The sequence below is a fragment of the Flagellimonas sp. genome, assembly GCF_965215805.1.
Classification (GTDB): Bacteria; Bacteroidota; Bacteroidia; order Flavobacteriales; family Flavobacteriaceae; genus Flagellimonas.
On record NZ_OZ244124.1, the window covers coordinates 4,089,764 to 4,106,490 of the forward strand.

At 42.2% G+C, this 16,727-nt stretch carries 16 protein-coding genes; 13 read left to right on the forward strand and 3 right to left on the reverse strand.

The genetic code is table 11. The annotated features are described in order from the left end of the window. Window positions 1-6 precede the first annotated feature (6 nt). Window positions 7-318, forward strand: a complete 312-nt coding sequence (locus tag ACOOE0_RS18120) for a CCC motif membrane protein (RefSeq protein WP_420400314.1) — start codon at window positions 7-9, stop codon at window positions 316-318. On the opposite strand, the gene recQ is transcribed toward ACOOE0_RS18120, so the two are convergent. Further along, on the reverse strand, window positions 315-2,516 hold the full coding sequence (recQ, locus tag ACOOE0_RS18125) for a DNA helicase RecQ (protein ID WP_420402242.1): 2,202 nt from the start codon (window positions 2,514-2,516) through the stop codon (window positions 315-317). The two genes, ACOOE0_RS18120 and recQ, sit on opposite strands and share 4 nt — an antisense overlap. 189 nt (window positions 2,517-2,705) lie before the next feature. Between recQ and ACOOE0_RS18130 the strand changes: the two genes are divergently transcribed. The 4 genes from ACOOE0_RS18130 to lptB are packed head-to-tail and all read left to right on the forward strand — an operon-like array spanning window position 2,706 to window position 5,642. After that, window positions 2,706-3,671, forward strand: coding sequence for a KpsF/GutQ family sugar-phosphate isomerase (locus ACOOE0_RS18130; protein WP_420400315.1), 966 nt, complete (start codon window positions 2,706-2,708; stop codon window positions 3,669-3,671). After that, window positions 3,671-4,504 carry a twin-arginine translocase subunit TatC gene (gene tatC, locus ACOOE0_RS18135; protein WP_420400316.1) on the forward strand — a complete coding sequence of 278 codons (834 nt, stop codon included), beginning with the start codon at window positions 3,671-3,673 and terminating at the stop codon, window positions 4,502-4,504. Before ACOOE0_RS18130 ends, tatC begins: the two co-directional genes overlap by 1 nt. After that, complete coding sequence (locus ACOOE0_RS18140) at window positions 4,494-4,844, forward strand: carboxymuconolactone decarboxylase family protein (protein ID WP_420400317.1); 351 nt, start codon at window positions 4,494-4,496, stop codon at window positions 4,842-4,844. The genes tatC and ACOOE0_RS18140 overlap by 11 nt, the downstream gene beginning before the upstream one ends. A 57-nt stretch (window positions 4,845-4,901) precedes the next feature. After that, window positions 4,902-5,642 (forward strand): LPS export ABC transporter ATP-binding protein, encoded by a 741-nt coding sequence (gene lptB, locus ACOOE0_RS18145; protein WP_420400318.1) that lies wholly within the window; start codon window positions 4,902-4,904, stop codon window positions 5,640-5,642. A 5-nt stretch (window positions 5,643-5,647) separates the two neighbouring features. Here the strand turns inward: lptB and ACOOE0_RS18150 are convergent, their stop codons facing one another. Together ACOOE0_RS18150 and ACOOE0_RS18155 are read right to left on the reverse strand one after the other, a co-directional pair. Next, window positions 5,648-6,052, reverse strand: a complete 405-nt coding sequence (locus ACOOE0_RS18150; RefSeq protein WP_420400319.1) for a PH domain-containing protein — start codon at window positions 6,050-6,052, stop codon at window positions 5,648-5,650. A 17-nt stretch (window positions 6,053-6,069) separates the two neighbouring features. Then, window positions 6,070-6,804 carry a CDP-alcohol phosphatidyltransferase family protein gene (locus ACOOE0_RS18155; RefSeq protein ID WP_420400320.1) on the reverse strand — a complete coding sequence of 245 codons (735 nt, stop codon included), beginning with the start codon at window positions 6,802-6,804 and terminating at the stop codon, window positions 6,070-6,072. Window positions 6,805-6,909: 105 nt separating this feature from the next. Between ACOOE0_RS18155 and ACOOE0_RS18160 the strand changes: the two genes are divergently transcribed. The 8 genes from ACOOE0_RS18160 to ACOOE0_RS18195 all read left to right on the forward strand — a co-directional run bounded on the left by ACOOE0_RS18160 (window position 6,910) and on the right by ACOOE0_RS18195 (window position 16,692). Further along, the gene (locus tag ACOOE0_RS18160; RefSeq protein ID WP_420400321.1) at window positions 6,910-8,088 is read left to right on the forward strand and encodes a DUF4105 domain-containing protein; all 1,179 of its coding nucleotides are present in this window, start codon (window positions 6,910-6,912) and stop codon (window positions 8,086-8,088) included. Window positions 8,089-8,106: 18 nt separating this feature from the next. Continuing rightward, window positions 8,107-9,984 carry an ABC-F family ATP-binding cassette domain-containing protein gene (locus ACOOE0_RS18165; protein WP_420400322.1) on the forward strand — a complete coding sequence of 626 codons (1,878 nt, stop codon included), beginning with the start codon at window positions 8,107-8,109 and terminating at the stop codon, window positions 9,982-9,984. A gap of 37 nt (window positions 9,985-10,021) precedes the next feature. Continuing rightward, a complete protein-coding gene (locus ACOOE0_RS18170) occupies window positions 10,022-10,483 on the forward strand; it encodes a hypothetical protein (protein WP_420400323.1) in 462 nt (153 codons plus the stop codon). 16 nt (window positions 10,484-10,499) lie between these two features. After that, window positions 10,500-10,655 carry a hypothetical protein gene (locus tag ACOOE0_RS18175; RefSeq protein ID WP_202619528.1) on the forward strand — a complete coding sequence of 52 codons (156 nt, stop codon included), beginning with the start codon at window positions 10,500-10,502 and terminating at the stop codon, window positions 10,653-10,655. Between the two features lie 96 nt (window positions 10,656-10,751). Then, window positions 10,752-11,312, forward strand: a complete 561-nt coding sequence (locus ACOOE0_RS18180) for a cob(I)yrinic acid a,c-diamide adenosyltransferase (protein WP_420400324.1) — start codon at window positions 10,752-10,754, stop codon at window positions 11,310-11,312. A 120-nt stretch (window positions 11,313-11,432) separates the two neighbouring features. After that, entirely contained in the window at window positions 11,433-11,657 is a 225-nt protein-coding gene (locus tag ACOOE0_RS18185) for a DUF2795 domain-containing protein (RefSeq protein WP_013551418.1), read from the forward strand. 293 nt (window positions 11,658-11,950) lie between these two features. Next, window positions 11,951-15,313, forward strand: coding sequence for a preprotein translocase subunit SecA (gene secA / locus ACOOE0_RS18190; protein ID WP_420400325.1), 3,363 nt, complete (start codon window positions 11,951-11,953; stop codon window positions 15,311-15,313). Window positions 15,314-15,474: 161 nt separating this feature from the next. After that, window positions 15,475-16,692: a sensor histidine kinase gene (locus ACOOE0_RS18195; RefSeq protein ID WP_420400326.1), complete on the forward strand. Its 1,218-nt coding sequence runs from the start codon at window positions 15,475-15,477 to the stop codon at window positions 16,690-16,692. Window positions 16,693-16,727: the final 35 nt, after the last annotated feature.

Genomic DNA, 16,727 nt, shown 5'->3' on the forward strand with positions numbered 1-16,727 from the left:
TAAGATATGAGTCAACAACCTTTACCAGGGGCAAGCACCGTGTTAACACTTGGAATTGTTTCCATAGTTACCGCATTTTTCTGCTGTGGCCCCTTTGGTGCTGTTTTTAGCATAATCGCTTTAGTAAAAGCTAAAACCGCCACGCAGTTATATGAACAAAATCCTGAATCCTATACCGATTACAGCAATGTAAAGACAGGAAAAATATTGGCCTATATAGGGTTGGGAATCGCTTTTATAGGCCTGATCATATTGATAGCCTATTTTGGCATAATCATGGCAGCGATAGGCATGGAAGGAATGAGTGGTGGCTATTAATTAGCCACCTCACTGATAAATTTGAGGCGGTAGAGCCGTAACTCTTCATCCTCATAATCTCCTTCAAATTCCTCTATAGCTTCGGATATGGAATCGGATTCGGCTTCCAGAAAATACTCATGGATTTCCTCTTGCTGATCCTCATCCAAGATTTCGTCTATCCAGTAGCCAATATTCAACTTGGTCCCGCTAAAGACAATCTGCTCCATTTCCTTGATCAGGTTGGGCAGTTCGAGACCTTTGGCCGATGCGATATCATCCAGAGGTAATTTTCTATCCACGTTTTGGATAATATACAGTTTCAGACCTGAATTGGCCCCTGTACTCTTGACCACCAAATCATCAGGCCTGACCACATCATTTTCCTCAACATAGCTGGCTATCAATTCCACAAAAGGTTTTCCATATTTCTTGGCCTTTCCCTCGCCCACACCATGAATTTTCAGAAGTTCCTCCATTTTAATGGGATACTTCAAGGCCATATCATCCAAAGAAGGGTCCTGGAAGACCACAAAGGGGGGCACTCCAAGCTTTTGTGCCTCTTTTTTTCTTAGATCCTTAAGGATTTTCAAAAGATTGTTATCCGCTCCCCCACCAGGCGACTTGGCTGCAGCCACGATAGCTTCGTTATTCTTCTCACTATATTCATGATCCTTGGTCATAAGAAATGATCTAGGGTCCTGCAAGAAACATTCCCCATCAGGGGTCAAATGCAAAATACCATACTGCTCTATTTCTTTTTTGAGCAATCCTGCAACCAATACTTGTCTAACCAAGGCCATCCAGTACGGTTCATCCCTTTCTTTCCCAATACCAAAAAACTCCTTTTCATCGGTCTTGTGGGATGAAATCATGGCATTTACCTTGCCTACCAAAACCTTGACAATTTCCTTGGTCTTGAATTTTTCCTTGGTATCCCTAACCACGCTTAAGAGTTTGGCCACTTCGTTCATGGCCTCTTCCTTGGGCTTCGGATTCCTGGTATTGTCATCCATATCGGCCCCATCGCCATTTACTTCGTCAAATTCCTCCCCAAAATAATGCAGGATAAACTTCCGTCGTGACATGGAGGTTTCCGCATAGGCCACAATTTCCTGCAGTAGCGCATTGCCTATCTCCTGTTCCGCCACGGGCTTGCCCGACATGAATTTTTCCAATTTTTCCACGTCTTTGTAGGCATAAAATGCCAAACAATGGCCTTCACCCCCATCTCTACCAGCGCGTCCGGTTTCCTGATAGTAGCTCTCTATACTTTTAGGAATATCGTGATGGATTACAAAACGAACATCGGGTTTATCAATTCCCATCCCAAAAGCAATGGTAGCCACTACCACATCCACCTCCTCCATCAAGAACATATCCTGATACTTGGATCTTGTTTTGGCATCAAAACCGGCATGGTAGGGTACGGCGCTTACGCCATTAACCTGAAGTACTTGAGCCAATTCCTCCACCCGTTTACGGCTTAGACAATACACTATTCCGGATTTCCCCTCATTCTGTTTGATAAATCGGATAATATCCGCATCCACATTTTGGGTCTTGGGTCGTACTTCGTAAAAAAGATTGGGTCTATTGAAGGAAGCCTTAAACACTTTGGCATCGGTCATACCCAAATTCTTGATGATGTCCTCCTGTACTTTGGGTGTTGCCGTGGCCGTAAGCCCAATTATGGGAATATTATCGCCCAAACGGCTTATAATGTTCTTCAAGTTGCGATACTCTGGTCTAAAATCATGTCCCCATTCCGAAATACAATGCGCTTCGTCCACCGCCACAAAAGAGAGTGTAACACCTTTCAGAAATTCAATGTTCTCTTCCTTGGTCAGTGATTCCGGTGCCACATACAACAACTTGGTAATGCCATTGGTAATATCCTCTTTGACCTGCTTTACTTCCGTTTTGGTCAAAGATGAATTGAGTACATGGGCAATTCCATGGTTTTCCGAAACTCCACGAATAGCATCCACTTGATTTTTCATTAAAGCAATCAATGGGGAAACCACAATGGAAGTCCCTTCTTTCATTATGGCCGGAAGCTGATAACAAAGGGATTTGCCGCCTCCTGTAGGCATGATAACAAAAGTGTCGTTATCATCCAATATATTTTGAATAACCTTCTCTTGAAGACCTTTAAACTGTGAAAATCCGAAGTATTTTTTAAGCGAGGTATATAAATCAGTACTGGTAAGCCCCATTCCCATGCGTTCTTTTAATATCAAGCAACCTAATCTGGAGGTGGTTCATATTCTAATTTTAAATATCAATTTAAAAGAAGAAGCAATCTATCTTTCCTAAATGGTCAGTAAGCGATAGTTTGTTTAGTTTTGTAAACTTAAATATAAGACATTCTTTTAGGAATACAATTAGATAATCAGTTAATTACCTTGGACGAAACCCAATCTATTCTATCTATTGCGAAAAGGACGCTGGAAACAGAAAGCAAAGCCATCCATAATTTGATAAACCAATTGGATGAACAGTTTGCCCAAGCCGTTCAACACATATTAAAATCCCAAGGCCGGGTGGTGGTAACCGGTGTTGGAAAAAGTGCCATAATCGCCTCAAAAATAGTTGCCACGCTCAATTCCACAGGAACCCCAGCAATCTTTATGCATGCCGCGGATGCCATTCATGGCGACTTGGGAACCATCCAAAAAAACGATGTGGTGGTCTGTCTTTCCAAAAGTGGGAACACCGCAGAGATCAAGGCATTACTACCTCTGATCAAAAATGGCAGCAATAAACTCATTGGAATTACGGGAAATATGGATTCCGTGCTATCCAAACAAGCCGATTTTGTGCTTGGCGCCTATGTGGAAAAAGAAGCCTGTCCAAATAACCTTGCTCCCACCACCAGCACTTCGGCGCAATTGGCCATAGGGGATGCCCTTGCCATCTGCCTTTTAGAACTTCGGGGCTTTAGCAGTTCGGATTTTGCCAAATATCATCCAGGGGGAGCCTTGGGCAAAAAACTGTACCTAAGGGTGGCGGATATCGTGGTGAACAATCAAAAACCTTTGGTGGACGTAAATTCCAGCGTTAAGGAAGTAATCGTGGAGATTTCCGAAAAAATGCTTGGGGTCACCGCGGTCATGGACAACAATAAAGTTGTGGGAGTGGTTACTGACGGGGACATCAGGCGTATGCTAAGCAAATATGACAATATTGGAGAACTTACCGCCAAGGACATTATGACGAAAGATCCTAAATCCGTGGATGTGGATACCTTAGCCGTAAAAGCATTGAAAATGCTGCAGGACAATGGCATTTCACAATTGTTGGCTTTTGACAATGGGACTTATTCAGGTGTGGTCCATTTACATAACCTCATAAACGAAGGCATCCTTTAATGGCAAAAAAACAGAACAACCCCGACGAAATGTCCTTTTTGGACCATTTGGAAGAATTGAGATGGCACTTGATTCGATCTGTAGCAGCAATTGTCATTGTTGCCTGCGGTGCCTTTATCATGAAGGACTTCATTTTTGACACCATCATATTTGGGCCAAAGAAAATGGACTTCCCTACCTATCAATTCTTTTGCAAGATTGCCACTTTTTTCGGAATGGAATCAGAGTTTTGTAGTGACTCCTTGCCATTTACCATTCAAAACCGAACCATGGCGGGGCAGTTCTCAGCACATATATGGACTTCCATTTGGGCTGGTTTCATCATTGCCTTCCCCTATGTTCTATGGGAGTTATGGCGTTTTATCAGTCCAGGGCTCCATACCAACGAGAGAAAACATTCCCGAGGCTTTATATTGGTCGCTTCATCCCTTTTCTTTTTGGGTGTTTTATTTGGCTATTATGTGGTGGCACCGCTCTCCATTAACTTTTTGGGAACCTACCAGGTGAGCAAGGAAGTAACCAACGAGATTGATATTAGCTCCTTCATAGCCAACGTTAGGTCTTCCGTAATTGCCTGCGGGGTGATGTTTGAATTGCCCATTATCATTTTCTTTTTAACCAAAGTTGGATTGGTCACGCCTGAAATACTCAAAAAATACAGGAAAATTGCATTGGTAGTCGTATTGATTTTATGTGCAGTAATTACACCTCCTGATGTAACCAGCCAGATCATCGTTGCCATACCTGTACTGTTGTTATACCAAGCCAGTATCTATATCTCCAGTATCGTAGTAAAAAGAGAAGCTAAAAAAGAAAAACGAAATGCCAAATAAAGTAGAAGAATTCAATGCGTATCGCGCCAAGATGAACGATAAGCTCTTGGCAGAAAACAATAAAGTAATCAAGCGCATTTTTAATCTGGACACCAATGCCTTTATGGAAGGTGCCTTGGATGTGAAGACCAAAGAGCTGTTGGGCTTAGTGGCCTCTGCAGTGATGCGCTGTGATGATTGCGTCAAATATCATTTGGAAAGCTCTAAAAAAATCGGTGCCAACAAAGAAGAGGTCATGGAAACCCTCAGCATAGCTACTCTTATAGGAGGAACCATTGTAATCCCCCACCTTAGACGTGCCTACGAGTATTGGGAAGAATTGGAATCCCTTGAGGCATAAAAAAATCCCAAAGTCCGTGATCCCCAAAGAGAATATGTTTAGTTTTGGCGAATTCTTATGAAGCTACGCGCTGAAAATATTATGAAGGCCTATCGGGGCCGTAAGGTTGTAAAGGGCATTTCCCTAGAAGTAAACCAAGGAGAAATTGTGGGACTTTTGGGACCCAATGGAGCTGGGAAGACCACCTCATTCTATATGATTGTTGGCTTGATCAAACCCAATGGTGGACAAATCTTTTTGGATGACATGGAAATTACCACCTTTCCCATGTATAAAAGAGCCCAACACGGCATTGGATATCTAGCCCAAGAGGCTTCGGTGTTTCGGAAACTAAGCATTGAGAAAAACATTTTAAGCGTCCTCCAATTAACCAAGTTGTCCAAAAAGGAGCAGCACATGAAAATGGAGTCGCTTATTGACGAATTTGGACTGGGGCACATCCGTAAAAACCGTGGGGATTTGTTATCGGGTGGAGAGCGCAGGCGTACAGAAATAGCCAGGGCCCTGGCCACCGACCCCAAATTTATTTTATTAGATGAACCATTCGCTGGAGTAGATCCTGTGGCCGTGGAAGACATACAGCGTATCGTGGCCCAATTAAAGAACAAGAACATTGGAATTTTGATCACGGATCACAATGTTCAAGAAACCTTAGCCATCACCGAGCGTTCTTACCTTATGTTTGAAGGGGGTATCTTAAAAGCAGGCATACCTGAAGAGCTTGCTGTGGATGAAATGGTACGTAAGGTGTATCTAGGTCAGAATTTTGAGCTTCGAAAAAAGAAGTTGGATTTTTAACTCCGCTAATTCCCCATTTCAATTCTCACTTCAGGAACCAGGGATTTTATATGCTTAATGAATCCTTTTTTGTTTTTTGGAGACACCAAAATAAATCCAGTGCCGTAGCTAATTTCCAAACGATCTAGGGAGGCAGCAGGAGAACTTATAGGATTTCTAGTCTCCTTGATATGGGTAATGGAAGCAATATTGATCTTCTTTTGGTAAAATGGGCCATAATTGATCAATAATTCCCTGCCGGTTATTACATATGAAATGGAAAAAAACAAGTAAAGAATCAAGGCTAGTGAACCAAAGTGAATTAATCCAACTACCCATTTCCAATCCAAGACCAAGAAGTAACCTCCAATTCCAAAAGATATCAGCACAAAAAGTAAAAGGCCTGTACCAACTTTGGATTTGTATTTCACGATTTCACCACCCAACCTCAAGTATTTTTATTGATCAGGGACAGCAGAATATACAATATCACAATTACGGGAATCGCCAAAAACCTTAGGGTAATCAAGAGCACCAAACTGGCAATCAAAAACAAATAACGCACGGCATTGTCCTTAAAACTCCAATTACCGAATTTCAAAGCAAAGAGTTCTATCCTGGAATTGAGCAAATAAGCACTCACCAAGGTCAATCCCAACAAAAACCACTGATTTAAAATGATGTTGTTGAGCGCGTCATTATGATGGTACAACAAAATTAAGGGCAAGGATAAAATCAAAAGCGTATTGGCAGGAGTGGGCAGACCAATAAATGATGAAACCTGGTTTTCGTCCACATTAAATTTGGCCAACCGATAGGCAGATGCCAAGGTGATGATGAAACCAAAAAAGGCAATGGGCGCCACATCCGCTCCCAACCATGGCATACCACCCAATTGTCCATCACTCCAACCAGATGCCTGCGACATATCCAGTAATTGAAACATCACTATCCCTGGTACCACTCCGCTGGTAACCATATCGGCCAAAGAATCCAATTGAACCCCAATTTCACTTTGGACATTGAGCGCCCTTGCGGCCAATCCATCAAAAAAGTCAAAGAAAATCCCGATAAACACAAAAATGGCGGCCATTTCCAATTGGTTCTGCACTGCAAACACCGTGGCCACACATCCGCTGAAAAGATTCAGGAGCGTTAAAAAATTCGGGATATAAGATCGCATAGGTTTTCTGGTTTTCGTAAAAATAAGCTAAAAAATGAACTGGTTTAAGTATTCGTTTCCGTTGAAGATACACCATGTCCTATTTATTCTGATATTTGCGGGACTATGTCGCAAATGAGACTGTTGGTTTTCCTTTTGATCTTCTTTCTGTTGCCAGGAGGACGATTACTTTCCCAGACCCCATCGCTTTCAGAAAATTCCCAGATAAGTTTGTTAACCTGTGCGGTAGGAGATGAACTTTATTCCATGTTTGGCCATACGGCATTTCGGGTTCAAGATTCTGTATTGGGCATCGATGTAGTTTATAATTACGGTACTTTCGATTTTAACCGCCCCAACTTCTATTCAAATTTTGTTAAGGGTAGATTGATCTATTCCTTATCCAGAAGAAGCTTTGACCGTTTTTTGTTTGAGTATGAGCTGGAGAAACGATGGGTAAGGGAGCAAATCCTAGATCTAAGCTTGGAGGAAAAGAACCAGCTCCTTGATTTTTTTGAAACCAATTACCGTCCCGAAAACCGCGATTATCTCTATGATCCCCTATTGAACAATTGCTCCAGTATCACAGGGGTTATCTTAAAAGATCAATTTGGGGATGCCCTGGTCTTAGATGACTCTCATTTGGACCAAAAATACACGTTTAGGCAATTGGTGAGACAAAATATGGATTTAAATTCATGGGCAAGCTTTGGTATAGATGTGGCCTTTGGCTCGGTGGTGGATCGAAAGGCAACGGTACAGGAACACATGTTCCTACCCTATTATACCATGAAACAAATGAGGAGCACATTAAAAGACGGTAAACCTTTGCTAAAAAGGGAACGTACGATCCTAGACTATACTGAAATTACCCGGTCTGGCTTTTTCCCACTTTCTCCCTTGTTTTGGTTTGCGCTATTACTCTTGTTTACCGCAATTGTAACCTACCTTGATCATAGACACGGTACCCGAAGTAGGTGGCTGGATTTTACCCTTTTTCTATTGACTGGGCTTATAGGTACTTTCCTTTTGATTCTTTGGTTGGCCACCGATCATACCTCAACACCTTGGAACTTTAATGTACTGTGGGCTTTACCTGCCAATTTGGTAGCGGCCTATGTCTTTGTGTTTCCGCAACATTTACCCTCCTGGTTTGCAAAGTACCTTTGGGCAGCGCTTGCCCTATTGGGAATCATGATTATTCTGTGGGTAGTCAAAGTCCAGATTTTTTCACCGGTTCTGATTCCCTTACTTTTGACCCTGGCCATACGATATGGTTATCTCTTGAAATTCGCAAAGAGTTAACGGTCCAAAAAACTTGCAATGAACTTACTGACAGTAGAAAACATATCTAAATCTTATGGTGAACTAGTCTTGTTTTCCCATATTTCCTTCGGAATCAATAAAGACCAAAAAATAGCCTTGATTGCCAAGAACGGAAGTGGAAAGACCTCCATTCTCAACATCATGTCGGGGAAAGATGTGTCTGAAACAGGTCAGGTGGTATCCAGGAAGGGAATTAAGATCTCCTTTTTGGAGCAAGAGCCCAATCTGAATCCCAGTTTGACTATAGAGGAAACCATTTTTACTACCGATAATGAAATCCTAAAAGTCATTGCCAACTATGAGAAAGCTGTACTAAATCCCGGTGATACCGACTGGTACCAACAGGCATTTGATGCCATGGAGCAGCACAATGCCTGGGATTTTGAGACACAATACAAACAAATCCTGTTTAAACTGCATCTAAACCAATTGGATGCCAAGGTGAGCACCTTATCTGGCGGGCAGAAAAAAAGATTGGCTCTGGCCAATGCCCTTTTAAACAAACCTGACTTACTCATTTTGGACGAGCCAACAAACCATCTGGACCTGGAAATGATCGAGTGGCTGGAAGCTTATTTTTCCAAGGAGAACATCACCTTGTTCATGGTGACACACGATCGGTATTTTTTGGAACGGGTCTGTAATGAGATCATTGAATTGGACAACAACCAATTATATAGTTACAAAGGAAATTACTCCTACTATCTTCGGGAAAAAGAAGCCAGGGAGGAAAGGGAAGCCGTAGAGCAGCACAAGACCAAGCTGCTGTTCAAAAAGGAATTGGACTGGATGCGCAGACAACCCAAAGCACGGACCACCAAGTCCAAATCCAGGATTGACGATTTCAAGGAAATCAAAAAGAAAGCACACCAGAGAAGGCAGGATCACCAAGTGCAATTAGAGCTGAGCATGGAGCGTCTGGGCAGTAAGATTTTGGAACTTCACAATGTTTCCAAGGCTTTTGATGAAAAGACCATCCTAAATAAGTTCGATTACAACTTCACCAAAGGGGAACGTGTTGGAATCATTGGTCAAAATGGAACTGGGAAATCCACTTTTTTAAACCTGATTACCCAAGGTGAAGAACCGGATGGCGGAAAGATTGTGGTTGGAGACACCCTAAAGTTTGGTTACTACACCCAAAAAGGAATCCCCATCAAGGAAGGACAAAAGGTAATTGAAGTGATCAGGGAGTTTGGCGACTATATTCCCTTAAAAAAAGGGAAGCAGATATCCGCCCAACAACTTCTGGAGCGTTTTCTGTTTGATCGCAAAAAGCAGTATGATTTTGTGGAAAAATTAAGTGGCGGGGAACGCAAACGGCTCTATTTGTGTACCGTTTTGATCCAAAATCCAAATTTTCTAATCCTGGATGAGCCAACCAACGACCTGGACATAGTGACCTTGAATGTCCTAGAGAGCTTTCTTCTGGATTTTCCGGGTTGTTTGATCGTGGTATCCCACGACCGCTATTTTATGGATAAAATTGTGGACCATCTTTTTGTTTTTAAAGGCAATGGCCTTATTGAGGATTTTCCCGGTAATTATTCGGACTATAGAGCTTATGAAAACAGCAGGGTTCTTGCAGAAAGGGAGGCAAAGAGCAATGCTTCGGATAAAGCTGGGAGAACATCCTGGAAAGAAAAGGATGATTCCAGAAAACTGTCCTATCTGGAACAAAAGGAACACAAGCAATTGGAAAAGGAAATCCAAAGGCTTGAAGAACGGAAGGCCACCCTACAAAATCAATTTATGGATCCTGAATTGAGCGGAGATGCGATTGCTAAATTATCTGTTGAGTTAAACGAAATAACAGATCAAATAGAAACCAAAACGGAACGTTGGTTCGAACTTTCCGCAATTTTGGAAGGTTAACATGTATTTCAGGATAACTTCTTATCTAAGCTTCCTTTTGAAATCCACCAACGAGCACGGGGTGCACTCTCCTTTTGTTTTCCGATTTGTGACGCAGTGCTTGTACAGTAAGGGTAGAGCGCATAAAAGCAAAAGCATAAATATCCTTTTGAAGTGTATCCCCTATTTTGATGTAAGCAAGGTTGCCATTTTAGATCATTTGCAGGCCGCTCAAAGCATAATGAATTCCTTTCCAGATTTGGAATATAATAAACCATTTGATGCAGTCTTTGCCAATCAGTTTGATCTATTCCATTTCAATCAACTGCTTACCGAAGGAAAATTGCATAACGACAGTGTGGTTTTAATTGATGGAATACATCAAAATCCACAAAAACAAGAACAATGGCAATCATTGATAACTTCGCCAAAGATTACGGTAAGCATTGACATGTACCGTTTGGGGGCTATTTTCATTCGAAGCGAGCAAGAAAAGGAACATTTCACCATCCGGATTTAAAAAAGTAATTTTAGGTATGGAAAGTGCAACAACAGATTACACCATTTGGTACGTACTTGGAATCCTCTTTCTTATTTATCTGATTATCCTTTTCAGTAACAGAAGAGGCAAAAGGCGCAGAAAATCAAGAAGATTCATGGACGGTAAAAGACGTCACAATAAGTCCAATTAACAGTAAACAATTTGCAATTGGAATGCATTGGAGTCGCTTCTTAAACTCACTTATTGATAATTGCTAATTGATAATTGTCCATTGATAATTGAATACATGAAAATTTACACTAAAACAGGCGATAAAGGAACCACTGCGCTATTTACCGGTAAACGTGTCCCCAAGCACCATATCCGTATAGAGAGTTACGGAACCATAGATGAGCTGAACTCTTTTTTGGGGTTGCTAAGAGATCAAGATATGGATAGTCATACCAAAGATGTGCTATCCTTAATCCAGAACAAGTTGTTTACGGTTGGTGCCATCTTGGCCACGGAACCCACCAAGGAAAACCGATTAAAAATCCCTAGAATTTCTGATGAGGACATCCATTTATTGGAGAAAGAAATGGATCAAATGAACGAAGAACTTCCAGAAATGACCCATTTTATTCTTCCAGGAGGACATACAACCGTGTCATACTGTCATATTGCCAGAACTATTTGCCGAAGGGCCGAACGAATGATCTCCTACCTTCATGAAAATGACCCCGTACCCGAAAGTCTGTTGTCATATATCAATCGTCTTTCCGACTACCTTTTTGTATTGGCACGGAAGTTGTCAAAAGAACTGCAAGCAGAAGAGGTCAAGTGGATTCCCGAAAAATTGAAAGAATAAATCCTAATTTTCTGCGTTTCAGATTAACACGCTAAAAATATTTTTTAAATAATACCGATTTTACTTGACAAATTCGGTTTAAAAATTATTTTTGCAAAAAATAAAAATCAAACCGTTACTATGTACTGGACATTAGAATTAGCTTCATATTTAAGTGATGCGCCTTGGCCAGCCACCAAAGACGAATTAATAGATTACGCCATCCGTACCGGAGCTCCCTTGGAAGTTGTGGAAAACCTACAGTCCATGGAAGAGGAAGGTGGTGAAATATACGAGTCCATTGAGGAAATCTGGCCCGATTATCCCACCGAAGAAGATTACCTCTGGAACGAGGACGAGTATTAAACTCCAAAACAAAATCATATCAGAAGCCCCTTTCGGGGCTTTTTTTTGTGCGCTTCCCTAAGGATAGCCAACAAATGTGAATGGCAGTTCTTGTATTGTGCGTCAGGGATTTAACGGCAATCCAACTGAGGAACTTGGGTTGGAAACCCTAAATTGTGGGTGCAAAGGTTAATTTTATAACCAATTTTAATGTGTTTATAAGCAGTTCTCTGTAATTTTGACAGCCTTGCAAGGGCATTCCAAGCCGTTCTGGACAATGGAACAACTTTTGCAATTCAAAAGAAAATTTATTCATGAGCTTTATTAATTCCGTACTAAAGGTTTTTGTTGGGGATAAGTCCGAGAAAGATGTTAAAGCACTACAGCCTTTGGTAAAAGAGATCAGATCCTTTGAACAAGCATTGGAAGGATTGTCACATGATCAACTCCGTCAAAAAACAACTGCGTTCAAATCGCAGATAGCAGAGGATTGCAAGGAAATCAATGATCAAATCGCTGCGCTTAAAGAAGAAGTTCAAAACTCTACCGATATTGATCGTAACGAGGAAATCTACTCCGAGATAGATAAGCTCAATGAAGAGGCCTACAAAATTTCAGAGAAGACCTTAAATACCATCTTACCCGAGGCATTTGCGGTGGTAAAAGAAACCGCCAAACGTTTTGCCAACAATGAGACCCTTACCGTAACCGCTACGGAATTTGACCGAAGCTTGTCCGGTACCAAGGACTATGTTACGCTGGATGGAGATGATGCCGTTTGGAAAAATTCGTGGGATGCCGCTGGCAAGGAAGTGACCTGGGACATGATTCATTATGATGTTCAGCTCATTGGTGGAATTTCCTTGCATCAAGGGAAAATTGCAGAAATGCAGACTGGAGAGGGAAAAACGCTTGTGGCCACCCTCCCACTCTATCTAAACGCGCTTTCTGGAAAAGGAGCCCATCTGGTAACCGTAAATGATTACCTGGCAAAAAGGGATAGCGCATGGATGGCCCCCATCTTTGAATTCCATGGGCTGTCCGTGGATTGTATAGATAAACATCAACCCAACTCTGAAGGAAGAAGAGCGGCATACAACGCAGATATTACCTACGGAACCAATAACGAATTTGGTTTCGATTATCTAAGGGATAATATGGCCCATACTCCTGGGGATTTGGTGCAACCTCCACATCATTATGCCATTGTGGACGAGGTGGATTCCGTATTAATTGATGATGCCCGTACCCCGTTGATCATATCAGGACCTGTTCCTGAAGGGGATCGCCATGAGTTCAATGAGTTAAAGCCCAAGGTTTCAGATATTGTCCAAAAACAACGCCAGCATTTGACAGGGGTTTTGGCTGAGGCCAAGAAGCTCATCAAGGAAGGGGATACTAAAGAAGGCGGATTTCTGTTGCTTCGTGTATATCGCGGATTGCCAAAGAACAAGGCACTCATAAAGTTTTTGAGCGAAGAAGGGGTAAAACAACTACTTCAAAAGACGGAAAACTTCTATATGCAGGACAACAACAGGGAAATGCCCAAAGTGGATGCCGACCTGTTGTTTACCATCGATGAAAAAAACAACCAGATTGAGTTGACGGATAAAGGGGTCGATTATATCTCTGGAGACCAAGACAAGGATTTCTTTGTGATGCCCGATATTGGTGGAGAAATAGCCAAGATTGAAGAGCAAGAACTGGAAATTGAAAAGGAAGCAGAGCTTAAAGAAGAGCTTTTCAAGGATTTTGCCGTAAAAAGTGAGCGAATCCACACCATGAGCCAATTGCTCAAGGCCTACACTCTCTTTGAAAAAGATGTGGAGTATGTGGTTATGGACAACAAAGTGATGATTGTGGATGAGCAGACGGGTCGGATAATGGACGGTAGACGTTATTCCGATGGTTTGCACCAAGCTATTGAGGCCAAGGAGAATGTGAAGATTGAGGCCATGACCCAGACCTTTGCCACCATTACCTTGCAGAATTACTTCAGGATGTACAATAAGCTAGCTGGGATGACTGGTACGGCGGTTACCGAAGCTGGGGAATTCTGGGAAATCTACAAGTTGGATGTGATGGAAATTCCAACCAACAGACCAATCGCCAGGGATGATAGACACGATTTAATCTACAAAACCAAAAGGGAAAAATACAACGCCATAATTGAAGAGGTGACTGATCTCTCCAAGGCAGGAAGACCCGTATTGATAGGTACAACTTCTGTGGAGATTTCAGAATTGTTGTCCAAATTGTTGAGCGTTCGTAAAGTTCCACACAACGTACTTAACGCCAAATTACATAAAAAAGAAGCCGACATTGTTGCCGAAGCAGGGAATGCCGGAGTAGTGACCATCGCCACCAACATGGCTGGTCGTGGAACGGATATTAAACTAAGTGACCAGGTAAAAGCTGCGGGCGGATTGGCGATTGTCGGTACAGAAAGGCACGATTCCCGAAGGGTGGACAGACAGCTGCGTGGACGTTCTGGACGTCAGGGAGACGTGGGAAGTTCCCAGTTCTATGTATCGCTGGAGGATAACCTTATGCGTTTGTTCGGCTCGGACAGGGTTGCCAAAATGATGGACCGAATGGGACTGGAAGAAGGGGAAGTAATCCAACATTCCATGATGACCAAGTCCATTGAGCGCGCCCAGAAAAAGGTGGAGGAGAACAACTTCGGAATTCGTAAACGTCTTTTGGAGTACGATGATGTTATGAACGCCCAACGTGAGGTGGTCTACAAACGAAGACGACACGCCCTTCAAGGTGAACGCTTAAAGGTAGACATAGCCAATATGATCTATGACACCTGCGAGGTGATTGCTGAGACCAACAAACTGGCGGAAGATTATAAGAATTTTGAGTTTGAGTTGATCAAATATTTCTCCATTACTTCTCCAGTTTCGGAAGAGGAATTTAGAAAATTGAGCTTCCAAGAAATCGCCAACCAAGTGTACAAAGGCGCTTATGATTTCTATCAGCAGAAGATGGAACGCAGCGCCACGGTGGCCTTTCAGGTAATCAAAAAAGTATACGAGGACCAAACCAACAAGTTTGAGCGTATTGTGGTTCCATTTACGGATGGCATCAAGACCTTGAATGTGGTCACCAACCTGGAAGAGGCCTATAGCAGTGATGGAAAGCAATTGATCACTGACTTCGAAAAGAACATTTCACTGGCCATCATAGACGATTCCTGGAAAACGCATCTGCGCAAAATGGACGAGTTAAAGCAATCCGTTCAATTGGCGGTGCACGAACAAAAGGACCCTCTATTGATCTATAAGTTTGAGGCCTTTGAGCTTTTCAAGGACATGATTGACAAGGTAAACAAAGAAGTAATATCCTTTTTGTTCAAAGGGGAACTCCCATCCGAGAATACCAATCAAATCCAAGAGGCCAGAACCGTAAGAAGACCCAAGGAAAATCTAAAAACTTCCAAGGAAGAAATCCCGAACAGTGATGAACTTGCGGCCCAAAATAGAGCTGCCGGTCAAACCCAGGGCAGAAGACCACAGGTCACGGAAACCGTAGTTCGGGAAAGGCCCAAAATTGGTAGAAACGAGCGGGTGACCATAAAAAATGTGATGTCGGGAGAAAGCAAGACCGTAAAGTACAAACAAGCTGAGCCTCTGATAGATAAGGGCGAATGGGTCTTGGTTGAGGATTAACCCGAAATACATAAAATTGGAAAAGCGGCAGTCATTTACGGCTGCCGCTTTTGATTATAACAAAAACATAGTTAGTTTTACATCCCAAACACCCCCACATAGCTACTTTTACCACTGCTTTTCAACCATCTGTGGTAAAATGGAATAACCATACCATGACTATGAACATGCCCAACGAGGAAAATCGTCGTTTGCAGGATAAAATCCAGTTGATTCTTAAGGTCAACCACAATTCCATCTTAACTTCCATAATTTTTGGGCTTGTTTGCATTTTTCTCTTGGATATAAAAGGCATTATCCCTTATGTGTTCTTTGGTTACGCAGCTATAAATTTTCTGAATACTTATCTGTACAACAAGCATAAAAACCTTACCGCTACCTACAACATTGCGTCTTTGCTGGCAATGGCTGGTGGAATATTGATCACCATCCATAGCGGAGGAATCCAAAGCCCATTTATTTTGGTGTTGGCCATTGTGGTTTTTGCAGGCTATGTGACCACCAAGATGTACGGACAGTTTTATCTTATTGTAAATCTAGTACTGGTTGCCGCCATATTTGTGTATGATCTTGCCGATTTGAATCTTACGGCGAACATGGTTCCCGAAGGTTCCAGAAGATGGTTTGCTTTTTTAAGCGTTGTCTTTGCCGTGTACCTATTGGGAGGAGTTTTTGGAAGGAACCTTCTACGTGCCCATCACAATTTATATAAGTCCAGAAAAGAAGTACAGGAGCGGATCGAGGAAAAAGAAACCCTGCTCAAAGAAGTACACCATAGGGTTAAGAACAATCTCCAGACCGTTTCCAGTTTGTTGAGTTTGCAATCCAGGGCGGTTTCCGATGAGAAAATAAGCAGCATCATCAAGAGTAGCCAAAATCGGGTGGTCTCCATGGCCATGGTTCATGAAATGTTGTACAAACGAGACGACTATCTATCCAAGATAGAGTTGCGGCCCTATGTGGAGGAGCTTTGCAATTATCTAGTTCGGTCCGTAAAGGGAAACACCAATAAAATAAAGGTCAACCTTCATGTAGATGATTACAAACTCAGTATTGATACCGTAATTCCCCTGGGATTGATCATCAACGAAACCATCACCAATGCGCTTAAATATGGAATAAAGGGCGATGATGCCGGGGAAATCCTGATTTCCTTGCGCCAGTTGTCTGAAAAGCGTTATGAAATGCATCTGGGCGATAATGGTGTGGGCTATGCAAATGATATCAGTCCGGAAACTTCAAAGTCCTTAGGTCTTAAGCTTATTTACAACCTTGCCCGACAACTTAGGGGAACCATTGAACGAGACCCTGAAAAACAAGGCACATATTACCGTTTGGAATTCGAGGAAATTATAGAGGAAATCAAGGCTATTGATTAAATCCTTTTTCTATCTTTAGGAGATTAACTTAATCT

What these genes read in the sequence shown, in the direction of transcription:
- recQ (WP_420402242.1), bottom strand. Translation starts at nt 2,516, where the DNA reads ATGGGGCTTACCAGTACTGATTTATATACCTCGCTTAAAAAATACTTC.
- ACOOE0_RS18175 (WP_202619528.1), top strand. Translation starts at nt 10,500, where the DNA reads ATGGAAAGTGCAACAACAGATTACACCATTTGGTACGTACTTGGAATC.
- tatC (WP_420400316.1), top strand. Translation starts at nt 3,671, where the DNA reads ATGGCAAAAAAACAGAACAACCCCGACGAAATGTCCTTTTTGGACCAT.
- ACOOE0_RS18180 (WP_420400324.1), top strand. Translation starts at nt 10,752, where the DNA reads ATGAAAATTTACACTAAAACAGGCGATAAAGGAACCACTGCGCTATTT.
- ACOOE0_RS18160 (WP_420400321.1), top strand. Translation starts at nt 6,910, where the DNA reads ATGTCGCAAATGAGACTGTTGGTTTTCCTTTTGATCTTCTTTCTGTTG.
- ACOOE0_RS18155 (WP_420400320.1), bottom strand. Translation starts at nt 6,804, where the DNA reads ATGCGATCTTATATCCCGAATTTTTTAACGCTCCTGAATCTTTTCAGC.
- ACOOE0_RS18120 (WP_420400314.1), top strand. Translation starts at nt 7, where the DNA reads ATGAGTCAACAACCTTTACCAGGGGCAAGCACCGTGTTAACACTTGGA.
- lptB (WP_420400318.1), top strand. Translation starts at nt 4,902, where the DNA reads ATGAAGCTACGCGCTGAAAATATTATGAAGGCCTATCGGGGCCGTAAG.
- ACOOE0_RS18195 (WP_420400326.1), top strand. Translation starts at nt 15,475, where the DNA reads ATGAACATGCCCAACGAGGAAAATCGTCGTTTGCAGGATAAAATCCAG.
- ACOOE0_RS18185 (WP_013551418.1), top strand. Translation starts at nt 11,433, where the DNA reads ATGTACTGGACATTAGAATTAGCTTCATATTTAAGTGATGCGCCTTGG.
- secA (WP_420400325.1), top strand. Translation starts at nt 11,951, where the DNA reads ATGAGCTTTATTAATTCCGTACTAAAGGTTTTTGTTGGGGATAAGTCC.
- ACOOE0_RS18140 (WP_420400317.1), top strand. Translation starts at nt 4,494, where the DNA reads ATGCCAAATAAAGTAGAAGAATTCAATGCGTATCGCGCCAAGATGAAC.
- ACOOE0_RS18165 (WP_420400322.1), top strand. Translation starts at nt 8,107, where the DNA reads ATGAACTTACTGACAGTAGAAAACATATCTAAATCTTATGGTGAACTA.